The organism is Pseudomonas edaphica, from assembly GCF_965277385.1.
GTDB classification, from domain to species: domain Bacteria; phylum Pseudomonadota; class Gammaproteobacteria; order Pseudomonadales; family Pseudomonadaceae; genus Aquipseudomonas; species Aquipseudomonas edaphica.
The window spans coordinates 1,156,712-1,175,989 of record NZ_OZ255725.1; the positions used below are offsets into that span (position 1 = coordinate 1,156,712).

Annotated in this window: 18 protein-coding genes; 11 read left to right on the plus strand and 7 right to left on the minus strand. The window is 60.9% G+C overall.

Translation table 11 applies throughout. The features are described 5' to 3' along the window. The first annotated feature begins 22 nt into the window (after positions 1-22). Positions 23-1,327 (plus strand): dicarboxylate/amino acid:cation symporter, encoded by a 1,305-nt coding sequence (locus ACQY47_RS04960; protein WP_428556208.1) that lies wholly within the window; start codon positions 23-25, stop codon positions 1,325-1,327. A 141-nt stretch (positions 1,328-1,468) separates the two neighbouring features. Then, positions 1,469-2,383: a LysR substrate-binding domain-containing protein gene (locus ACQY47_RS04965; protein WP_222938111.1), complete on the plus strand. Its 915-nt coding sequence runs from the start codon at positions 1,469-1,471 to the stop codon at positions 2,381-2,383. On the opposite strand, the gene ACQY47_RS04970 is transcribed toward ACQY47_RS04965, so the two are convergent. The 6 genes from ACQY47_RS04970 to leuC all read right to left on the minus strand — a co-directional run bounded on the left by ACQY47_RS04970 (position 2,364) and on the right by leuC (position 9,354). Next, entirely contained in the window at positions 2,364-3,596 is a 1,233-nt protein-coding gene (locus ACQY47_RS04970; protein ID WP_017136352.1) for an MFS transporter, read from the minus strand. The two genes, ACQY47_RS04965 and ACQY47_RS04970, sit on opposite strands and share 20 nt — an antisense overlap. Then, a complete protein-coding gene (locus ACQY47_RS04975; RefSeq protein ID WP_186618345.1) occupies positions 3,593-4,333 on the minus strand; it encodes a 2OG-Fe dioxygenase family protein in 741 nt (246 codons plus the stop codon). The genes ACQY47_RS04970 and ACQY47_RS04975 overlap by 4 nt, the downstream gene beginning before the upstream one ends. A 4-nt stretch (positions 4,334-4,337) precedes the next feature. Continuing rightward, entirely contained in the window at positions 4,338-5,702 is a 1,365-nt protein-coding gene (locus ACQY47_RS04980) for an ATP-grasp domain-containing protein (RefSeq protein ID WP_428556213.1), read from the minus strand. A 26-nt stretch (positions 5,703-5,728) separates the two neighbouring features. Continuing rightward, the gene (locus ACQY47_RS04985) at positions 5,729-6,883 is read right to left on the minus strand and encodes a KamA family radical SAM protein (protein ID WP_428556216.1); all 1,155 of its coding nucleotides are present in this window, start codon (positions 6,881-6,883) and stop codon (positions 5,729-5,731) included. Between the two features lie 441 nt (positions 6,884-7,324). Then, positions 7,325-7,939, minus strand: coding sequence for a 3-isopropylmalate dehydratase small subunit (leuD, locus tag ACQY47_RS04990; protein ID WP_176991150.1), 615 nt, complete (start codon positions 7,937-7,939; stop codon positions 7,325-7,327). Further along, complete coding sequence (gene leuC, locus ACQY47_RS04995) at positions 7,936-9,354, minus strand: 3-isopropylmalate dehydratase large subunit (protein WP_428556220.1); 1,419 nt, start codon at positions 9,352-9,354, stop codon at positions 7,936-7,938. The genes leuD and leuC overlap by 4 nt, the downstream gene beginning before the upstream one ends. A gap of 268 nt (positions 9,355-9,622) precedes the next feature. Between leuC and ACQY47_RS05000 the strand changes: the two genes are divergently transcribed. The 8 genes from ACQY47_RS05000 to ACQY47_RS05035 are packed head-to-tail and all read left to right on the plus strand — an operon-like array spanning position 9,623 to position 15,731. Beyond that, a complete protein-coding gene (locus ACQY47_RS05000) occupies positions 9,623-10,822 on the plus strand; it encodes a PepSY-associated TM helix domain-containing protein (protein ID WP_017136358.1) in 1,200 nt (399 codons plus the stop codon). After that, complete coding sequence (locus ACQY47_RS05005; RefSeq protein ID WP_428556224.1) at positions 10,822-11,361, plus strand: thiamine pyrophosphate-binding protein; 540 nt, start codon at positions 10,822-10,824, stop codon at positions 11,359-11,361. Before ACQY47_RS05000 ends, ACQY47_RS05005 begins: the two co-directional genes overlap by 1 nt. Further along, positions 11,358-11,681: a hypothetical protein gene (locus ACQY47_RS05010; protein ID WP_017136360.1), complete on the plus strand. Its 324-nt coding sequence runs from the start codon at positions 11,358-11,360 to the stop codon at positions 11,679-11,681. The genes ACQY47_RS05005 and ACQY47_RS05010 overlap by 4 nt, the downstream gene beginning before the upstream one ends. Further along, positions 11,678-12,238: a DUF6162 family protein gene (locus ACQY47_RS05015; protein WP_428556227.1), complete on the plus strand. Its 561-nt coding sequence runs from the start codon at positions 11,678-11,680 to the stop codon at positions 12,236-12,238. Before ACQY47_RS05010 ends, ACQY47_RS05015 begins: the two co-directional genes overlap by 4 nt. A 19-nt stretch (positions 12,239-12,257) precedes the next feature. After that, positions 12,258-13,178, plus strand: a complete 921-nt coding sequence (locus ACQY47_RS05020) for a metal ABC transporter substrate-binding protein (RefSeq protein WP_428556230.1) — start codon at positions 12,258-12,260, stop codon at positions 13,176-13,178. Then, a complete protein-coding gene (locus ACQY47_RS05025; protein WP_428556234.1) occupies positions 13,175-13,918 on the plus strand; it encodes a metal ABC transporter ATP-binding protein in 744 nt (247 codons plus the stop codon). Before ACQY47_RS05020 ends, ACQY47_RS05025 begins: the two co-directional genes overlap by 4 nt. Continuing rightward, a complete protein-coding gene (locus ACQY47_RS05030) occupies positions 13,918-14,817 on the plus strand; it encodes a metal ABC transporter permease (protein ID WP_056859671.1) in 900 nt (299 codons plus the stop codon). Before ACQY47_RS05025 ends, ACQY47_RS05030 begins: the two co-directional genes overlap by 1 nt. After that, entirely contained in the window at positions 14,817-15,731 is a 915-nt protein-coding gene (locus tag ACQY47_RS05035; RefSeq protein ID WP_428556238.1) for a metal ABC transporter substrate-binding protein, read from the plus strand. The genes ACQY47_RS05030 and ACQY47_RS05035 overlap by 1 nt, the downstream gene beginning before the upstream one ends. A 1,228-nt stretch (positions 15,732-16,959) precedes the next feature. On the opposite strand, the gene ACQY47_RS05040 is transcribed toward ACQY47_RS05035, so the two are convergent. After that, complete coding sequence (locus ACQY47_RS05040; protein WP_428556241.1) at positions 16,960-17,673, minus strand: UTRA domain-containing protein; 714 nt, start codon at positions 17,671-17,673, stop codon at positions 16,960-16,962. Positions 17,674-18,024: 351 nt separating this feature from the next. On the opposite strand from ACQY47_RS05040, the gene ACQY47_RS05045 reads away from it, so the two are divergent. Further along, the gene (locus ACQY47_RS05045; protein WP_017136367.1) at positions 18,025-19,092 is read left to right on the plus strand and encodes an ABC transporter substrate-binding protein; all 1,068 of its coding nucleotides are present in this window, start codon (positions 18,025-18,027) and stop codon (positions 19,090-19,092) included. The last annotated feature ends 186 nt before the right edge of the window (positions 19,093-19,278 follow it).

Genomic DNA, 19,278 nt, shown 5'->3' on the forward strand with positions numbered 1-19,278 from the left:
AAAACATCCCGAGATAATAACAATGACAATCCGAAAACTGCTGGGAACCCTGTATATCCAGGTGCTCATCGCCATCGCGCTGGGTGTGTTGATCGGCCATGTCTGGCCGCAAATCGGTATCGACCTCAAGCCGCTGGGCGACGGGTTTATCAAGCTGATCAAGATGATCATCGGCCCGATCATCTTCTGCACCGTGGTCTCCGGCATCACCAGCATGCACGATGTGAAACAGGTGGGCCGGGTCGGCGGCAAGGCGCTGCTGTACTTCGAGATCGTTTCCACCATCGCCCTGCTGATCGGCCTCATCGCCGCGCACCTGCTGCAACCGGGCGTGGGTTTCAACATTGACGTGAAGACCCTCGACAGCTCGGCCATCGCCGGTTTTGTCGGCCAGGCCGAACATGGTGAAGGCATCACCGGGTTCCTGCTGCACGTGATACCCACCACGTTTTTTGATGCTTTCTCCAAGGGCGAAATCCTGCCGGTCCTGTTTGTCTCGGTACTGTTCGGTGTCGGCCTGGTGATGGTCGGGGAAAAAGGCCGGCCACTGGTGGGCGTGATCAACCAGGCCAGCGAAGTGTTCTTTCGCATCGTCGGCATCATCAGCCGCGTGGCGCCCATCGGCGCGTTTGGGGCGATTGCCTTCACCATCGGCAAATACGGCGTGGGTTCATTGCTGCCGCTGCTGAAGCTGGTGGGTACGTTTTACCTCACCGCGTTTTTCTTTGTGGCCGTGGTGCTGGGCAGCATCGCGCGCTACGCCGGCTTCAGCATTTTCAAGCTGATGGGCTATATCAAATCGGAGCTGTTGATTGTGCTCGGCACCAGTTCGTCGGAGTCGGCGCTGCCGCAACTGATCCAGAAACTCGAAAGCCTGGGTGCGTCCAAAGGCGTGGTGGGCATCGTGGTGCCGACCGGCTACACCTTCAACCTCGACGGCACCAACATCTACATGACCCTGGCGGTGTTGTTCATGGCGCAAGCCACCAATATCCACCTGCCGCTGGAGCAACAATTGACCTTGCTGGCGGTGGCCATGCTGACCTCCAAGGGCGCCGGTGCGGTGGTGGGTGCAGGTTTTGTGGCACTGGCCGCGAGCCTGGCGGTGGTGCCCACGGTGCCGGTGGCGGCGATGGTGCTGATCCTGGGTGTCGACCGTTTTATGGCCGAGTGCCGCTCGCTGACCAACATCATCGGCAATGCCGTCGCGGCATTGGTGGTAGCCGCCTGGGAGGGTGAGCTGGACCGCGAAAAAATGGCCCCTATCGCCCTCAAGCATAGCCGCCATGCGCGGGCTGCCGCGCAGGCGAAGATCGCCGCCGAGTAAGCTTTAAAGACAATCACCTTGCTCCCGCTGGGCTGCGCAGCAGCCCCAGAATCCTGGGCACACCCACCAGGTCCAGCGGCAGCAAGCTCCCTCGCCACACCGGTGCTATTCTGGCGGCTCATGCCGCCACGTCTGTTTCTGATGACTCATAAGAAAGATACCGTGCCCCTACCCGAAGACCTGCGGGTGTTCCTCACCGTGATCCGCAAGGCCGGCTTCGCAGCCGCCGCCGATGAACTGGGGCTGTCGCCTGCGTATGTGAGCAAGCGCATTCAGATCCTCGAAACCACCCTGGCCACGCGCCTGCTGCACCGCACCAGCCGCCGCATCGCCCTGACCGAAGACGGCGAGCGGGTACAGCGCTGGGCCGTGCGCATCCTCGAAGATTTCCAGCAACTGTCCGATGAGCTGAGCGACGCCCACGACAGCCCGCGCGGGCATCTGCACCTGTGCAGCAGCTTCGGCTTCGGCCGCAACCATGTGGCGCCGGCCCTGTCGCTGCTGGCCGAGCAGTACCCGGACCTGGAAATCCGCCTGGACCTGTTCGACCGCGTGGTGGATATCGTCAGTGAAGGGTTTGACCTGGAGATTCGCGTCGGCGATGACATCCCCGGCCAGCACATCGGCAGGCGGCTGGTGAGCAATCGCCGCGTGCTGTGCGCGGCACCGGAATACCTGCAACGCAAAGGCACGCCGCAACAGTTGAGCGACCTGGAGCAGCACGACTGCCTGGTGCTCAAGGAGCGCGACAATGCGTTCGGCATCTGGAACCTGGAGCGTGACGGCGCGCCCGAAAGCGTGCGCGTGCGCGGGCCGCTGTCATCGAACAATGGCGAGATCGTGTTGCAGTGGGCTTTGGACGGGCGCGGTGTGTTATTGCGCTCGATGTGGGACGCAAAACCGCTGCTGGAACAGGGCAAGCTGGTGCAGGTGCTGCACACCTACACACAGAGTGCCAACGTGTGGGCGGTGTACCCGACACGTTTGGCCTACTCCGGTAAATTGCGCGCCTGCGTGGAATTTTTGCAGGAGCACTTCAAGGGGTTGTCGATCTGACGCCCCGCGTGGCGCTGACACCCAGCCATACCGTCATGATCACCAGGGCGGTCAATGGCAACCCGTGGAACAGCACGATCACCTGGGCCGGCGTCCACGTCAGGTAGAACGGCCCCACCACCAGCATGCCCACGCCAAAGCCGGCCATCTGGATCAGCGTCAACAGGCTGAACAGCGGCAGGCGCAAGCTATCGGGCTCGCTTTGTGCGCGGGAAACCAGCGCCACCTCGGAGATGCCATCGCCCAGCCCGGCCCACACCACCAGCAGCAGCGCCAGCCACAGTTCGGTTTGCTGGAAGGTCAGGATAAAGCCGCTGGACATCAGCGCCACACCCGCCATGAACCAGCGCTCCATGCCTTGGGTGCCACGGCCCTTGAGCAACGCACTGGCCAGGCGCGCGCCGATGAACTTGCCGCAGGCCCACACCGCCAGCAGGTAGCCCATGACGGTTTTCGCGGTGTCCGGCGAAATGTACTGCGACAACACCGGCCAGCCGACGTTATGTGCCGCGCTGCCGAGGGTGTCGAGCATGCTGATCAACAACATCGCCGCCAACACCGGTGCACCGCGCAGGCCTTTGGTCAACTCATGCCATTCGGCCGCAAGCCCACGATGCGCGGCAACGGCGACTGAATACAAGGCGCGCAACGGCAGGATCAGGCAAGCCGCCACCACGTAAGTGCCGATGTTGACGGCAAACACCGCCTCGAATCCGCCCGTGGCGATCAGCACACCGGAAAGCAAGCTGCCAAACACCGCACCGGTAGCCGCCGCCGAGGTGATCCAGGCATTGGTGCCCACCCGCTGTTCAAGCGCCACCCAGGTCGGCAACTGGCTGTTCAGGCCAATGGCAAACAGCGAATTGCACAGGCCGATGCCGAACGCGATAAACGGCAGCACGTTAAGTTGATGCGCCGGGATCAGCACCAGCAGCGGCACCAGTAACAGCGCGCGGGCCAGGTCCAGCCCGGCCAAGGTACTGCGCCCCGGGAAGCGCCGGAAAAACGGGATGCCGAACAGGCTGGCGACAATCCCGCCGGTCACCCGGCACGCCAGGAACACACTGACAAACACCACGCTTTGGCTGAGCCAGTAAACGTAGGTCGAGAGCGCCACCATGTTGAGGAATGCGCCGAAGTCCGACACGCCCCGCGCAAAGATGATCAAGCGTGCGTTGCGGGTCGACAGGCCCAATGGCTGAACGTCACTCATGCCGGTTGTACCTCGTCTTCTACCCGTACGTCATCAGCCGTCACGCCGCGCAGGCTCACCAGCAGTACATCGCGCCAGGCCGGTGCCGAATCGGCCTGCGCCCGCACGGCGCCAGCGCGGTGATACAGCCCACGGTCGTTGATCACGATGGTTTCCAGGAACTGCTCCATCGCCAGGTCCAGCACGCGGCTATGCTCCGCCTCACCGGTAAACACCTCGGACACCACCGGCACCGTGTTGCTCTGGCCAATGAAGTGCATGAACACCCAGTCCAGGCCATCCTGATGAATACCCGAGGTAGTCGGGCTGGGCGATGGCCCCTCTGCACGCACGCGAAACTGGTGGATATCAATGGTGTAGGCATGCGGGCCAAGGTGCGGTTCGAGCACCGCCAGGTCCGTGGCGAGCAATTTCTGCATCAGTGGGTGCTCGATAAAGCCCTCCTCGCTGTAGCTCAAGTGGTTCACGCCCTGGCGATAGTTGACCGCATAGGTGACCGGCGACTTGAACGCGCTATTGCGATCGATCTGCAACTGCCGCGTCGGGGATAAACGATAGCGCAGGATCCGCCGTTCGCGATGCGTGTATGCCTTGAACGCCTCATCGCGCACCAGGTTCGCCCAGTAGGCGCGAAAGCTTTGCTCCTCGCCGGGCTCGACCTTGAGCAACTGGCCAAAGTCCCGACGGTGACAATAGTGGTGCTCGCGCAAGTACGCGCCAATCTGTGGGATATCCATATCGCTAACCCTTATTGTCGATAATCACGCGCAGATTGTGCCGTATTGCATCATGCACCGCATGGGCGTGGGCAGCATCGTCGACCTTGGCCCAGCACTTGAGCAAGTAATGCTCTTCGATATCGGCATCAATAGAGTGACCGGACTCCTGTTGGGCATACTCCAGCACCGACGGCTGTTGAGCGAGCCATTCAAGGCCTTCAATACCCTTGAAGTGGCCACTGTGCTCCGGATAGATCGCCAGCATCGAGTAGTGTTGCGAGGCCTGCGCGACCTGGCGTGCGCCGGCGTCCAACCGCGCATTTACATCTGGCTCACCCAGCAGCAGCGACAGATACAGCTGGTACGGGTCAATACCCGCCAAGTCACGGAACGCGGCATTGACGTACAGCCCGCCGACGCGTGGGTTGATTTCGATCACCACCGGCCCCGCGTCCGTCATGCGGAACTCGAAATGCACCACGGCATTGGTCAGGCCCACCGCGCGCAGGCACTCCACGGCGTACTGGCGGATCTGCTCACACTGGGCGTCGGTAAAGGACGTCGGCGGCGAAATCAGCAGGTTCTCCAGGACGGTGCCACTGCGCTCGGTCAACATCAGTTTTTCATTGATCAGCAGCGGGTGAACCTGCTCGCCCACCACCACACACTCCACGCTGCCTTCAATACCTGGGATGAACCCTTCAAGCAAAAGGCTACGCCCCGGCAGGTATTCTCGTCGCTGCCCACCCTCTTCCGGCAGCGTGTGGGCGCAGCCGTAGAAATCCGCATAGGCTGCGCTGGCATGATCTGCCAGGAAATGCGCGTAGTGGCTGCGCAACTGCGCCCAGTCAGAGCATTTCTTGATAAACGCCGATGCGCCGCCAAAGGGTGGCTTGGCGATCAGCGGGTAACCCACGTGCTCGGCACCTTCGCGCAGTTGCTGTTCGTTGTTGCACAACGCAAACGGCACCGAACGCACGCCGTGTTTTTTCAGCGCTCGGCGCATCAGGAACTTGTTGTTACAGGCAGCAATGGCAAGTGGGTCGCTATGCACCAGGCCCAGCCGCCGACAGGCCTGCGCCACGATGCAGCCGACTTCGCCCTGCGCAGACGGGTGGCCGGCCTGACAGAAGATTGCGCGGATCTGGTACTGCCCATCCAGCCGCCCCACCAAATCCAGAATCGATTGTTCATTCAACGCGTCGAGCAGGAACACAGCATCACTGTCGTCCCGCAGCCGCTGCAGGTGCTTGCGTCCGGCCACACCCGCCGTCAAGCAGGCCAGGCCTTGGGCACGGGCCGCCGCGAAGTGCGGCTCGCGGTAGCAATAGCGAACAGAGGCACTGTCATCAATATCAATAAAAAGAATGGCATCTTGTTTCATCATTAATACCGCCTCATGCGTCAATAACTTCAGGCATCCTGCCAACTGCACCACTGCCCTTCCCAATTACGGAAGCGGTAATGACGTTGCCCATCGCGCATTTCAAAGTGCGGCAAATCTTGTGGCTTTTCAAAGTCCAGCAGCGGCACGGTAAACTTGCCCTGTGCATGCGGCAGCACATATTCCGGCATGGCTATATTGGACACGCGCCGCTTGAGGCGATCCATAATAGCGATGGCGTGGCTGATCGATGCTTTATATTCCGACGCCCCCGGAGAAAACGGCATGAAGTGGTACAAGTAATATGGCTTTACGCCCAACCGATAAAGATCAATAAACAGTTTATGCAAGGTAGCTTCATCATCATTCACGCCCCGCAACAGCGGCATGTTGGAGAACACAATCGGCACCACACTTTGGATACGTTTAACCGCCACGGCAAAGTCCGCACTCAGTTCCAGCGGGTGGCATACATGTACGCCAAACGCATTGACCTTGTACTTTTCCAGCATGGCCAATAACTCATCGGTCACCCGAAACGGGTTAAAGCTCAAGGCCCGTGTGTGCAGGCGAATCAGCAGGTCGTCGCGGATGCCACGCAGGGCGGCGAGGTTCTCTTCGAGCTTGCGGTCGGCGAGCATCAACGGGTCACCGCCGCTGAGAATCACCTCTTCGATGGCCGGGTTGTTGCGGATGTACTCGAGCGAGTCCTTGAACGAGTCGGCGCTGGCATTGGCCTTCTCGGTACCCACTTGCAGGGTGCGCAGCGCTTCGAAGCAGAACTGGCAATAGGCGTTGCAGGTGTTGGTCATGCGCAGGATCACGCGGTTGTCGTATTTGTGCTGGCAAATCGGCGTTTTCATTTCGTGGCCAAGTTCCCAGTTCTCCGAGGTGCCGTCGTAATCGCCAGCGACCTGTTCGCTCCAGTAGGGCACTACTTGGCGCCACAGCGGATGGTCCATCACCTCGCCATCGGTGAGAGAGCGCTTGATCAGGTCAATGTAATAAGGCGTTATCTGCAGTTTGCGGTCGCGCAAGTTGTGTTCGATATGCGCGCTGGTTTCCTCATTCCAGCCACCGCACGCGGCACGCAGTGCCGGTTCGTCGCGGATGGCATTCTTCTGCTGCCAACGCCAATCCTGCCACTGCACCGAACGATGGATTGCTTGATCAAAAATCGACATGAGTTTGAACTCTCTGTGTTCTGAACGGATGTTAAGGCATAGGCTTACGTGTCTTTTCACAGTGGAAAAAACAGTGGTAACCGCAACAATGACAACTGGTTTAGAGGTAGCAGAACGCGATCAGGTTACAAACTTTATCGCCGAAACCAGAGAGGTATAAAAGCCAACTAATTCATCAGTCATGGTTTTAACGTCCTTTCTTATAATGTGCGACTTTCCAAGTCAGCACCCACTTAAGCCGATGGCCTACAAGGTGTCAACAACATACCCTTATATTTTTTCAGGGTTTAATCCTTCACCTCGACACCGCCCTAGTAATCACTGAGGTTGCGCGCTGCAACTCGCATTATTTGAAAAGTAAATAGCCAAAAAAAAACGCCCTCCAATAACAGGAGGGCGTTTGCTCTACTTATATGACTACGTAGTTAAACCATTGAGACTTTAACCCAGCCAGGGATTAGCCGCCAAATGCTGGCGCTCGAACGTTTTGATCTGCTCACTGCGTTGCAATGTGCTGCCAATCGCATCCAGGCCGAGCAACAACGCGGTCTTGCGCAAGGTGTCGATCTGGAACGAGATCACCTGGCCATCGGCCAAGCGAATCTGTTGCGCCTCAAGGTCCACGCTGATCTGCGCCTGCGCAGGCTGGCTGACCGTCTGCCCGAGTGTGTGCAGCACCGCCTCGTCCAAGGTGATCAACAACACCCCGTTGCGCTGGCAGTTGTCATAGAAAATCCCGGCAAAGCTGCTGCCGATCAGCGCGCGAATGCCCATCTGCTTCAAGCCCCACACCGCGTGTTCGCGGCTGGAACCACAGCCGAAGTTCGGCCCCACCACCATGAAACGTGCGCCAAGCCAGGCCGGCTGGTTCAATACGAATTCGGGGTTGGGTGCGCCATTGGGCAAAAAGCGCAGGTCGAAAAACAGCCCACGGTCGAGGCCGGCGCGGTCGATGCCTTTGAGAAATTGCTTGGGCATGATCACGTCAGTGTCGATATTCGCCGCCAGCATCGGCGCGGCCTGGCCGGTGACCTGGGTAAACGGTTGCAGGCTCATGGGCGGTCTCCAAAATGACGGATATCGGTGAGGCGGCCGGTGATGGCCGCAGCGGCGACCATCGCCGGGCTCATCAAGTGGGTGCGCGCCCCGGCACCCTGGCGGCCTTCGAAGTTGCGGTTGGTGCTGGACGCGCAGCGATCACCGGGCGCCAGCACGTCATCGTTCATCGCCAGGCACATCGAGCAGCCCGACTGGCGCCATTCGAAGCCGGCGTCGATAAAGATCGCCGCCAGCCCTTCGGCTTCGGCCTGGTCGCGTACCTCGGTGGAGCCCGGCACGATCATCGCCCGCACATGCTCGGCCACCTGCTTGCCGCGCACCACACTGGCGGCGTCGCGCAGGTCTTCGATGCGCGCGTTGGTGCAAGAGCCGATAAACGCGTGGCTGATCACAATGTCGCTGAGCGGCATGCCGGCTTCCAGGCCCATGTAGTTGAGGGCGCGGCGCATGTCCTGGCGCAGGATCAGGTCGCTGACGTCTTGCGGGTCCGGCACGCGGGCACCGATGGGCGCGGCCTGGTCGGGGCTGGTGCCCCAGGTGACCATGGGTTCCAGGGTGCTGGCGTCCAGCTGCACTTCCTGGTCGAACACCGCGTCGGCGTCGGTGTGCAACGTGCGCCATTGCACCAGGGCTTGTTCCCACAACTCGCCCTTGGGCGCACGCGGCTTGCCTTTGAGGTAGGCGAAGACTTTTTCGTCGGGTGCCATAAACGCGCCCCGCGCGCCAGCTTCCACCGCCATGTTGCAGATGGTCATGCGCGCTTCAACACTCAGCGCATCAATGGTGGCGCCGCGAAACTCGATGGCGTAACCGGTGGCACCGGACGCGCCGATCTTGCCGATCAGCGCCATGATCACGTCCTTGGAGGTCAGGCCGTTGCCCAAGCTGCCCTCAACCGTCACGCGCATGCTTTTCAGACGTTTGTACACCAGGGTCTGCGAGGCCAACAGGTGCTCAATTTCCGAGGTGCCGATGCCAAACCCGAAGGCACCGAGGGCACCGTAGGTGGTGGTGTGGCTGTCGCCGGCGGCGATCACCATGCCCGGCAGGATAAAGCCCTGCTCCGGGGCAATCACGTGTTCGATGCCTTGGCGTTTGTCGAGGATGTCCAGCAGCTCGATACCGAAGTCCTGGCAGTTTTCCGCCAGGTACGAGACTTGCCGCGCGCCGCCTGCGTCAGGCATCGCGGCAATGCGCGTGGGCGTGGTGGGGTTTACGTGGTCGACCACCGCCAGCGCGGTGCCGGGGCGCCATACGCCACGCTTGGCCTCGCGCAGGCCGCTGAACGCCTGGGGGCTGGTGTATTCGTTGATCACCTGGCGGTCTATATAAAGCAGCACATGGCCCTGGTCATCCAGGGCGCACACCGTGTGGGAGTCGATGTGTTTGTCGTAGAGGGTTCTGGCAGTCATGTTTGTGGACTCACTTTTATAAGCGCTCGCTCAACGGTATGACCCCATCCTACGCAGCCCCCCGGCCCCATCAATGGCACCTGGGTGATGGCTTGGAACATGTTTCGTGTTCAATCCGGCAACGCTGAAACATTTTCTTTCATATCCCGCTTAGGGATTTCTCATTCTCATCCGTCTTAACTTAGATACAGCCCGTCGCGTCAGCAAAAGCTACGACTGGCCTTTTCCGGGCCTCCTTCGCCCTCCTCCGATCAAGACCCGCATTCACATGTCGAAGAAGTCACGCTCAAAACTCTGGTTTCTGGTTCATAGCTGGTTGGCGTTGCCCATCTGGTTTTTTGTACTGATCGTCTGCGTCACCGGCACCCTGGCGGTGGTCAGCCAGGAAATCGTCTGGCTGGCCAACCCGGACATCCGCGCCAGCAAGCCGTCGGACGATGCCGAACGGCTGAGTTACGACCAGGTCATCGGCGCCATCAAGCGCAACGAACCCCAGGCAATCGTGCAGTCGATCACCCGCCCGGACGAGTCGCACTTCGCGCTGAGTGTCGACCTCAGTTACCCCGACGGGCGCTCGGTGGAGGTCTACGTCAACCCGTATACCGGCGTGATCCAGGGCATCAGCCCAGCGTTCAACTTCCAGCAATTTACCCGTGCCTTGCACGGTTGGTGGCTGGTGCCGTTTACCAATGGCTACAGTTGGGGCTGGTACCTGGTGTCGGCGCTTGGCATACCGCTGCTGGCATCCCTGGTCACCGGGCTGGTGGTGTACAAGCGTTTCTGGAAGGGGTTTCTGCGCCCGACCCTGCGAATCCGCCATGGAGCGCGGATCTTCTGGGGTGACTTCCATCGTTTGAGCGGTATCTGGTCGATCTGGTTTATCGCGGTAATTTCCATCACCGGCATCTGGTTCCTGATCCGGGCAATTCTGGGCGACAACCAGATTTCCATCTCCAGTGAGCCCATCGTGCCGGTAATTGCCCGGGAGAAGGTGCCTGTGTCGGCACCGGGCGTACCGGCTCCAATGATCCCGATCGATCGGGCCATCGAGATCGCCACGCAGCGCATTCCCGGGCTGGAGGCCAGTTTTGTGTTCCTGCCCAGCAACGCCTATAGCCACCTGCAGATCGGCGGGCGCGGCTGGTACCCGTTGATGTTCCAGACGGCGCAGCTCAACCCGTACGACGGTGAAATTGCCGTGTCGCACCTGCTGTCCGACCGCTCGACACTGGAGTTCGTCACCGAATCCATGCGTCCGCTGCACACCGGCGACTTTGGCGGCCTGTGGGTCAAGCTGATCTGGGCATTCTTCGGCCTGATCATGAGCATGATGGTGTTGAGCGGTCTGCTGATCTGGACCAAACGCACCGCGCTGGCCACCCTCAACGCCTTCAAGCGCGAGGCCAAGACGCAACGCGCGCCGGCCCCCGCCACGGCCAGGCAGGCTGAAACCTCGGAGGCCAATTGATGAGCAAACGTGCGACCACCACACCACCTTCGCCGTTGCGGGCCTTTTGGCTCAAGTGGCGCTTCCACATCAATGTCCTGCTGTTGCTGGTGCCCCTGGGGTTCATGCCCAAGTACTTTGCCGACGCTGCACTGTTTCGCGGTGACAGCGGCATTGGCGAGCGCGTGGCCGGCGAAGTGCAGGTGGGGCCGTGGAGCCTGACCCTCGCAGAGTTTCGCAACGAAGGCCCGCGCCCGGACCCGGCCGGCCCGATGAAATTTTTCAACGCTTCCCTGTGCGACACCTGCGCCGAGCAGGTCAAGGCCACTTACCTGCGTATCGGCAAACCGCGCAGCCTGCGCGCGGCCGGGGTGATTTTCTTCGGCACGCCGTACCGCATGGGTGCGGTATTGCCGGTGCCGGAACGCACACCCGTGGATGCCGAAGTGTGGGTGACCATGGAAGGCTGGGACGGCTCCATGCACCAGGGTTCCATCCCGCTGAGCCAGGCTTCGCCTGCCACCATTGCCTGGTTGAACAAGCAAGGAGTTAAACCATGACGTTAATGCGCCTGACTCGCGCCGTTTTATTGCTCTGCGCCGGCTTCAGTAGCGTCGCCCTGGCCCATAACCCGATGTGCGAATGCAAGGAAATCCCCGGCGAACAGATCCAGTGCACCGGCGGTTTTTCCGACGGCAGCGGCGCGCCGGGCGTGACCCTGGACGTGATCGGCTACGACGAAACCATCCTGCTGCCCGGCAAGCTTGGCCAGGACTCGACCCTGACGTTCAAAAAGCCCTCGGCCGAGTTTTACGTACTGTTTGATGCAGGCCCCGGCCACGTGGTGGAAATCGACCAAGCGGATATCCAGCCCCAATGAGCACCACACAGGTTGTACGCCCCGCCGGGGCCGGCCATGAAACCCTCTACGTGTTGCTGCTGTGCCTGATCATCCTCGCGGTGGCTGGCACGGTGGTGGCGCTGCACGGTGAAACCCAGGAGGTCGCCGCCGTGCCCAGCCACCAACTGGACGCACGCCGTGACCTGAGCGCTGCCGAGCAAGGCATCTACGCCGACCTGCGCGTGACCCTGGATGAAATCCAGCTGTTGCAGCAGGAGCAAAACGCCCCGCCGACACCTGAGCAACTGGCCGAAGAAGGTTTCGCACCGTTTGCCCAGGACGCCAGTTCGGTGAGCCGTGGCGACCATCGCTGGCAGCTGCTTGAGCCTGTGGCCTACCTGGGTTTGAGCCAAGCGCCAAGCACCAGCGGCTCGGTGCTGATGCGCGTGCAAGGTGACGAGCCGGATGTGTGGCTCAACCGCCAGGCCAACCTCGCCGCCCCTGCCGACCTCACCGACGCGGCGCTGATCGCCGCCGGCTGGCGCCAGGTGGTCACGCAATTCGATGCCGGCGTGACCCGCCAGCACCGTCACTGAACCAGAAGACCGAGTGCCCATGTCTATTTCATCGCCCCTGTTACGCCTGTTGCTGGTTGGCCTGTTCAGCCTGATGCTCGCCCCGCTCGCGAATGCCGAAGCGGCCAAGCGCCTGCGCATCGGCATCACCCTGCACCCGTATTACAGCTACGTGGCCAATATCGTCGGCGACAAGGCCGAGGTGGTGCCGCTGATTCCCGCCGGCTTCAACCCCCACGCCTACGAACCGCGCGCCGAAGACATCAAGCGCATCGGCACCCTGGACGTGATCGTGCTCAATGGCGTCGGCCATGATGATTTTGCCGACCGCATGATCGCCACCAGCGAGCGCCCGGACATCCCGGTGATCGAAGCCAACGCCAACGTACCGCTGCTGGCCGCCACCGGTAACGCCGCGCGCGGTGCGGGCAAGGTGGTCAACCCGCACACCTTCCTGTCGATCAGTGCGTCGATTGCCCAGGTCAACAACATCGCCCGCGAACTGGGCAAGCTCGACCCGGACAACGCCAAGACTTACACCCAAAACGCCCGCGCCTACGGCAAGCGCCTGCGCCAGATGCGCGCCGATGCCCTCGCCAAGCTGACCAGCGCGCCGAACCCGGACCTGCGCGTTGCGACCGTGCACGCGGCCTACGACTACCTGCTGCGCGAATTCGGCCTGGAAGTCACCGCCGTGGTCGAGCCCGCCCATGGCATCGAGCCCAGCCCCAGCCAGTTGAAAAAAACCATCGATGAACTTCGCGCACTGGATGTGAAGGTGATCTTCTCGGAGATGGATTTCCCGTCTACCTACGTCGAGACCATCCAGCGTGAATCCGGGGTCAAGCTATACCCGCTGTCGCATATTTCCTACGGCGAATACACGCCCGACAAATACGAAGTGGAAATGACCGGCAACCTCAACACCGTGGTGCGGGCGATTCAGGAGTCGGGGGCATGACGGCAGCGCAGCAATTGAAAGTCGCCAGCATTGGCCCGACCCTTGAGTTCGACAAGGTCTCCCTGACCTTGGGCCGCACAGTGATTCTCGACGCGGTGAGTTTTGAGGTCGAACCGGGCAGCATCCACGCCCTGGTCGGCCCGAACGGCGGCGGCAAAAGCTCGCTGATCAAGACCTTGCTGGGGCAGACCCCGCACCAGGGCCAATTGCGCCTGCACTGGCCGAACACGCCAGGCACGGTCGGCTATGTGCCACAGGCGCTGGAATTCGATCGGGGCCTGCCGATGACCGTCGACGATTTCATGGCCGCCATGTGCCAGCGGCGCCCGGCATTTCTGGGCCTGTCCCGGCATTACGCCGCCTCGATTGGCGAAGCGCTGGAACGGGTCGGCATGCAGGACAAACGCAAGCGCCGCATGGGCGCGTTGTCCGGCGGTGAGCGCCAGCGCGTGCTGTTGGCCCAAGGCCTGATTCCGGCGCCACAACTGCTGGTACTGGATGAACCGATGTCGGCACTCGATGAAGCCGGTATCCAGGTGTTCGAACGGCTGCTCAATGACTGGCGCCTGGCCGGGATCACCGTGCTGTGGATCGAGCATGACCTGGAAGCCGTGGGCCGCCTGGCCGATCGCGTTACCGGCCTGAACCGCCGCGTGCTGTTCGACGCCACGCCGAAAGAAGCGCTGACCCCGGACCGCCTGCTGACCCTGTTTTCCACCCATCCTCGGAGCGCGGCGTAATGAGTTATGAAGCCTTTCGTTTGATGGTCCAGGGCTGGGCTTCATCCGGGTACCTGCCGGAAGCACTGGCCTATGGGTTTGTGGTCAACGCCTTGCTCGCCGGCTTGCTGATCGGCCCGGTGCTGGGCGGCTTGGGCACACTGGTGGTGGTCAAGCGCTTTGCGTTCTTCTCTGAAGCCGTCGGGCACGCCGCGTTGACCGGCGTGGCCGTGGGCATTCTGCTCGGCGAGCCCTATACCGGGCCTTACGGCAGCCTGTTCGGCTACTGCCTGTTGTTCGGCATCCTGCTCAATTACCTGCGCAACCGCACCGGCTTGGCGCCGGACACCCTGATCGGCGTGTTCCTCTCGGTGTCGCTGGCGTTGGGCGCGAGCCTGCTGTTGATTCTGGCGGGCAAGATCAATGTGCACATTCTGGAAAACGTACTGTTTGGCTCGGTGCTGACGGTTAACGGCAATGACCTGCTGGTGTTGGCGGTCGTCGGCTCACTGGTGATGGCCCTGGCGCTGCCGCTGTACAACCGCATCATGCTGGCCAGCTTCAACCCACAGCTGGCCGCCGTACGGGGCGTGGCAGTGAAGACCCTGGATTATCTGTTCGTGATCCTGGTGACCTTGATCACCGTGGCGGCGGTCAAGGTGATCGGCGCCATTTTGGTCGGCGCCCTGCTGGTGATTCCGGCGGCGGCAGCGCGCCTGTTGAGCCAGTCGCTCAAGGGGTTTTTCTGGGTCTCAGTGGTAATCGCCACGCTCAGCACGCTGTGCGGCATTCTGCTGCCGATCATCTTCGACCTGCCCATCCCGTCCGGTGCCGCGATCATTCTGGTGGCCGGTATCGCCTTCGCCTTTGCCGCCATCGCGCGCGGCACCGTGCCCAGCCTCAAAGGGAATCTTGGATAATGCGCTCTGTTTTTCATCCGCTGGCCCTGGCCATTGCCTGTTTATTCACTGCGCCGTTGATGGCCGCTGAAGCTGCAAAACCTGCGGTTCACGCCGCCAAACCGGTGAAAGTGCTGGCCTCGCTGCCCATCACCTACGGCCTGGCCGAGGTGCTGCTCAAAGGCACCGATGTACAGCTTGAGCGCGCAGCACCGGCCAACCTGCCCGGTTCGCGACAGGTGTCCTACTTCACCGGCCGGGGTGCCCCAGCCTTGGGCAGTTTGGCCCAGGACGCCGACGCGGCCATCGGCCTGCGCTCGCTGTGGGCGGATGACCCGCTCTACCCCGTGGCGCGGCGCAGCAATATCCGTATCGTCGAAGTGGACGCCGCGCGCCCGGTGGACGGCGGCTTGCCGGGTATTGCTGTGCAACCGGGCGGTGCCGATGGCCTGAACAGCCAGCCGTGGCAGTCGAGCAACAATATGGGGCGCATGGCCGATGTGATGGCGGCCGACCTGAGCCGCCTGGCGCCCGCGGCCAAACCCAGGATCGACGCCAACCTCGCGGCGCTCAAACAGCGCCTGCTCAAGCTCAGCGCCGACAGCGAAGCAAGACTGGCCAAGGCGGACAACCTGAGTGTGGTCAGCTTGAGTGATCACTTTGCTTATCTGGTCAGCAGCTTGAACCTGGAAGTGCTCAGCACCGATGCCCGGCCGGACGCGGAGTGGACGCCTGAGGCATTGCACACTCTCAGCGCCGACTTGAAGGCCAATGACGTGGCCATCGTGCTGCACCACCGCCAACCGAGTGAGGCGGTTAAAACAGCGGTGACGGCGGGCGGTGCGCAACTGTTGGTATTGAATGTCGACGGGGCCGACCCGGTGGGGGAGCTGGAAGGCAATGTGGATCAGGTGATCAAGGCGCTGACGCCCTGAATGTGGGAGCTGGGTTGGCTGCGATGTGAATAGGTATCTTGACAAATATTGGCGTCTGGGGTGTTGGGGTGTTTTATCGTCGCAGTGGGGTGTATATCCGTTATTTGGGTAACGGCGACCTATGGTTCCGCTCTTACAGCGGGTCACTTTTGTAAAGACACAAAAGTAACCAAAAAGTCTTCGCCCCACCACTCGGTGCCTCGCTATGGCTCGGCATGCCCTCACTCCGGCTTGAATCCGTGGGCCGCCGCGATGGGCCATCCTTGGCCCAGCGCGGCTAACCCGGCGTCCTGCCGGGTTACCCACGGATTCAAGCCTGCGTTCGGCCATCGTGGTTAACGGGGCGTCTCAGATCAAAATCAAGATCAAGATCTACAGCACGGCGGCCTGAAAGCCGACCTGAGTGGTTGAAGCAAAAGCCAGATCAAGTGCAAGGCAAAAGCCTATCTACCTGATGCAACTGGGTCTAAATGTGGGAGCGGGCTTGCTCGCGAATGCGGTGTGTCAGTCAACTCATCTGTCACTGATACACCGCATTCGCGAGCAAGCCCGCTCCCACAGTTGACCGCATGCGGTTTTGAATATGAGGTCGGCTGCGGATTTGCATGCACTGAATATCTGCTTTTCTGTGGGAGCTGGCTTGCCTGCGATGCAGGCACCTCGGTGTGTCAGGTACACAGAGTAGATGCCATCGCAGCGGTGCAACGATTCGACAAGCCAGCTCCCACCTTTGACCGAGTATGGCTCTGCTGTTGCTGTTGCTGTTGCTCCGGCCCTTACATCCTTTTCGATGACGAAGTCAGCGGTCTTTTGATCTGCGCTTTTGATCGTGATCTTGATCTGAAATCGCCCCGTCAAACACGATGGCCGCAATTCGATAGGGATTTGGGGGGTAAACCGGCAGGGATGCCGGTTTAGCCGCGCTGGGCCAAGGATGGCCCATCGCGGCGGCCCCCCAAATCACTGGCGGATTGCGGGCATGCCGAGCCATAGCGAGGCACCGAGTGTTGGGGCGAGGACCTTTTGGTTACTTTTGCGTCCTTGCAAAAGTGACCCGCCGTAAGGGCGGAACCATAAGCAGCCGTTACCGCAGCAACGGATATGTACACCAGCAACCCCACTGCAGCGATGCGCGCACCTCGGTATCACTGTCAGATCGCGGTGATGCTATCGCAGGCAAGCCAGCTCCCACATTCAGTGTGTGGTGCATCCGTTGAATGTCCGGCGGTCAAACCACATCCACCCCCACATGAATCGCATCATGGCGCCAGAATTCCAGGTCGCAGTCGATCAAGCGCTCATGCTGGTCATAGTTGACCCGGGCGATCCGCAAGCCGGGGCTGCCCACCGACACACGCAATGCGGCGGCGGCCTCCACCGGCAGTGAGGTTGGCACAATCTCGAAACGCACGCGGCCGTAGTACAGGTCGTACTTGCGTGCATACAACTCGGTCATCGACTGGTTAAGGTCGCACGCCAGAATCCCCGGAAAATATTGCGGGTTCAGGTAATGCTCCACATACAGCACCAACCGCCCATCGATCCGCCGGCCCCGGCAGATCTGGATCACACTCGACAACGCCGGCAATTGCAACCATGCACACACCGCTGCCGATGCCGGCTGCAGCCGCGCCGAAATCACTTCGGTCGAGGCTACGCGCCCTTGCTCACTGACCATCGCGTGAAAATGGCTGCGTTGCATCAGGTTATAAGCCAGGCGCGGCGGCGAGACGAACCAGCCACGCCGCTCCTCGCGATAGATCTGGCCCTGGGCCTCCAGTTGTAACAAGGCTTCCCGCACCGTAATACGCGTGGTACCAAACAACTCGCTGAGCTTGCGCTCGGCGGGCAGTTTGCTCGCGGGTGGCAACAGCCCGTGGCCGATCTGCTCTTGCAGTGCCAGGCCGATGGATGTCACCGCCTTGATTGCCTCATCACGCATCAACGTTACCTATCTGGACTAGACCAGCACCGTTCAGGTGCACAAACCGCGCTGTATTCGGGCGTCTGCCGTTACCTGCCAGCCTAGGCATTACAGATGACCGACAGATGACAGCCCGTGCCGCCGCCCCACTCCACACCCTGCAATACATCGGCCAAGTCCAGGGCCTGCGGGCGCTTGGGCATGGTCTACGCTGAGTCTGAAGTCAGCGACATAAACGATTTAAAAACGACATCGACATGAAACTGTCATCCACCGAGCCTAAATTGGCTCAGGTATTGCTGACCTAGACCAACACCACCGCAAACGTCGATAAAAACGCAGCGTTGAAAACGCCCAAAGGAGCTTCGGATGAAACAGCTTTTCCTGGCATCACTGTTAGGCTCGACCATTGCCATGTGCACCGCCGCCATGGCTGCTGATACCGATCTAAAAACTCTGGAAGCCGCCGCGAAAGCGGAAGGCGCCGTCAACAGCGTCGGCATGCCCGATGACTGGGCCAACTGGAAAGGCACCTGGGACGACCTGGCCAAGACCTATGGCCTCAAGCACATCGACACCGACATGAGCTCGGCCCAGGAAATCGCCAAGTTCGCCGCCGAAAAAGACAACGCCAGCGCTGATATCGGTGACGTCGGCGCTGCCTTCGGCCCGATTGCGGTGAAACAGGGCGTGGCACAGCCGTACAAACCGACCACTTGGGCACAAGTTCCGGATTGGGCCAAAGATAAAGACGGCAACTGGGCGCTGGCCTACACCGGCACCATCGCCTTTATCGTCAACAAAAAACTGCTGCACGGTTCTGAAGCGCCAAAAAGCTGGGCTGATCTTAAAACCGGCAAATACAAAGTCTCTATTGGTGATGTGAGCACCGCCGCCCAAGCCGCCAATGGCGTGCTGGCTGCCGCCCTGGCCAACGGTGGCGACGAGAAGAACATCCAGCCTGCACTGCTGATGTTCGCCGAGATCGCCAAGCAAGGCCGCCTGTCACTGGCCAACCCGACCATCGCCACCATGGAAAAAGGCGAAGTCGAAGTGGGCGTGGTCTGGGACTTCAACGGCCTGAGCTACAAAGCCAAAATGGCCAACCCGGATGACTACGTGGTGCTGATCCCGTCGGACGGCTCGGTGATTTCCGGCTACACCACCATCATCAACAAATACGCCAAGCACCCGAACGCCGCCAAGCTGACCCGTGAGTACATTTTCAGCGACGCCGGCCAGACCAACCTGGCACGTGGCAACGCACGTCCGATCCGCGCCGAGCACCTGACCTTGCCGGCCGATGTACAGGCCAAACTGCTGCCGAACGAGCAGTACAAGAAAGTCACGCCGATCAAAGATGCCGACGCGTGGGAGAAAACCTCCAAGGCACTGCCGCAGAAGTGGCAGGAAGAAGTCATCATCAATATGCAGTAAGGCTATAGACACATTGGATGTCCACTGGAGATCCAATGTGGGAGCGGGCTTGTGTGGGAGCTGGCTTGCCTGCGATGCAGACGACTCGGTTTGTCTTGTGAACCGAGGTGATGCTATCGCAGGCAAGCCAGCTCCCACACAAGCCAGCTCCCACAGTTGATCCATTTCCAACCGAAAAATCGAGTC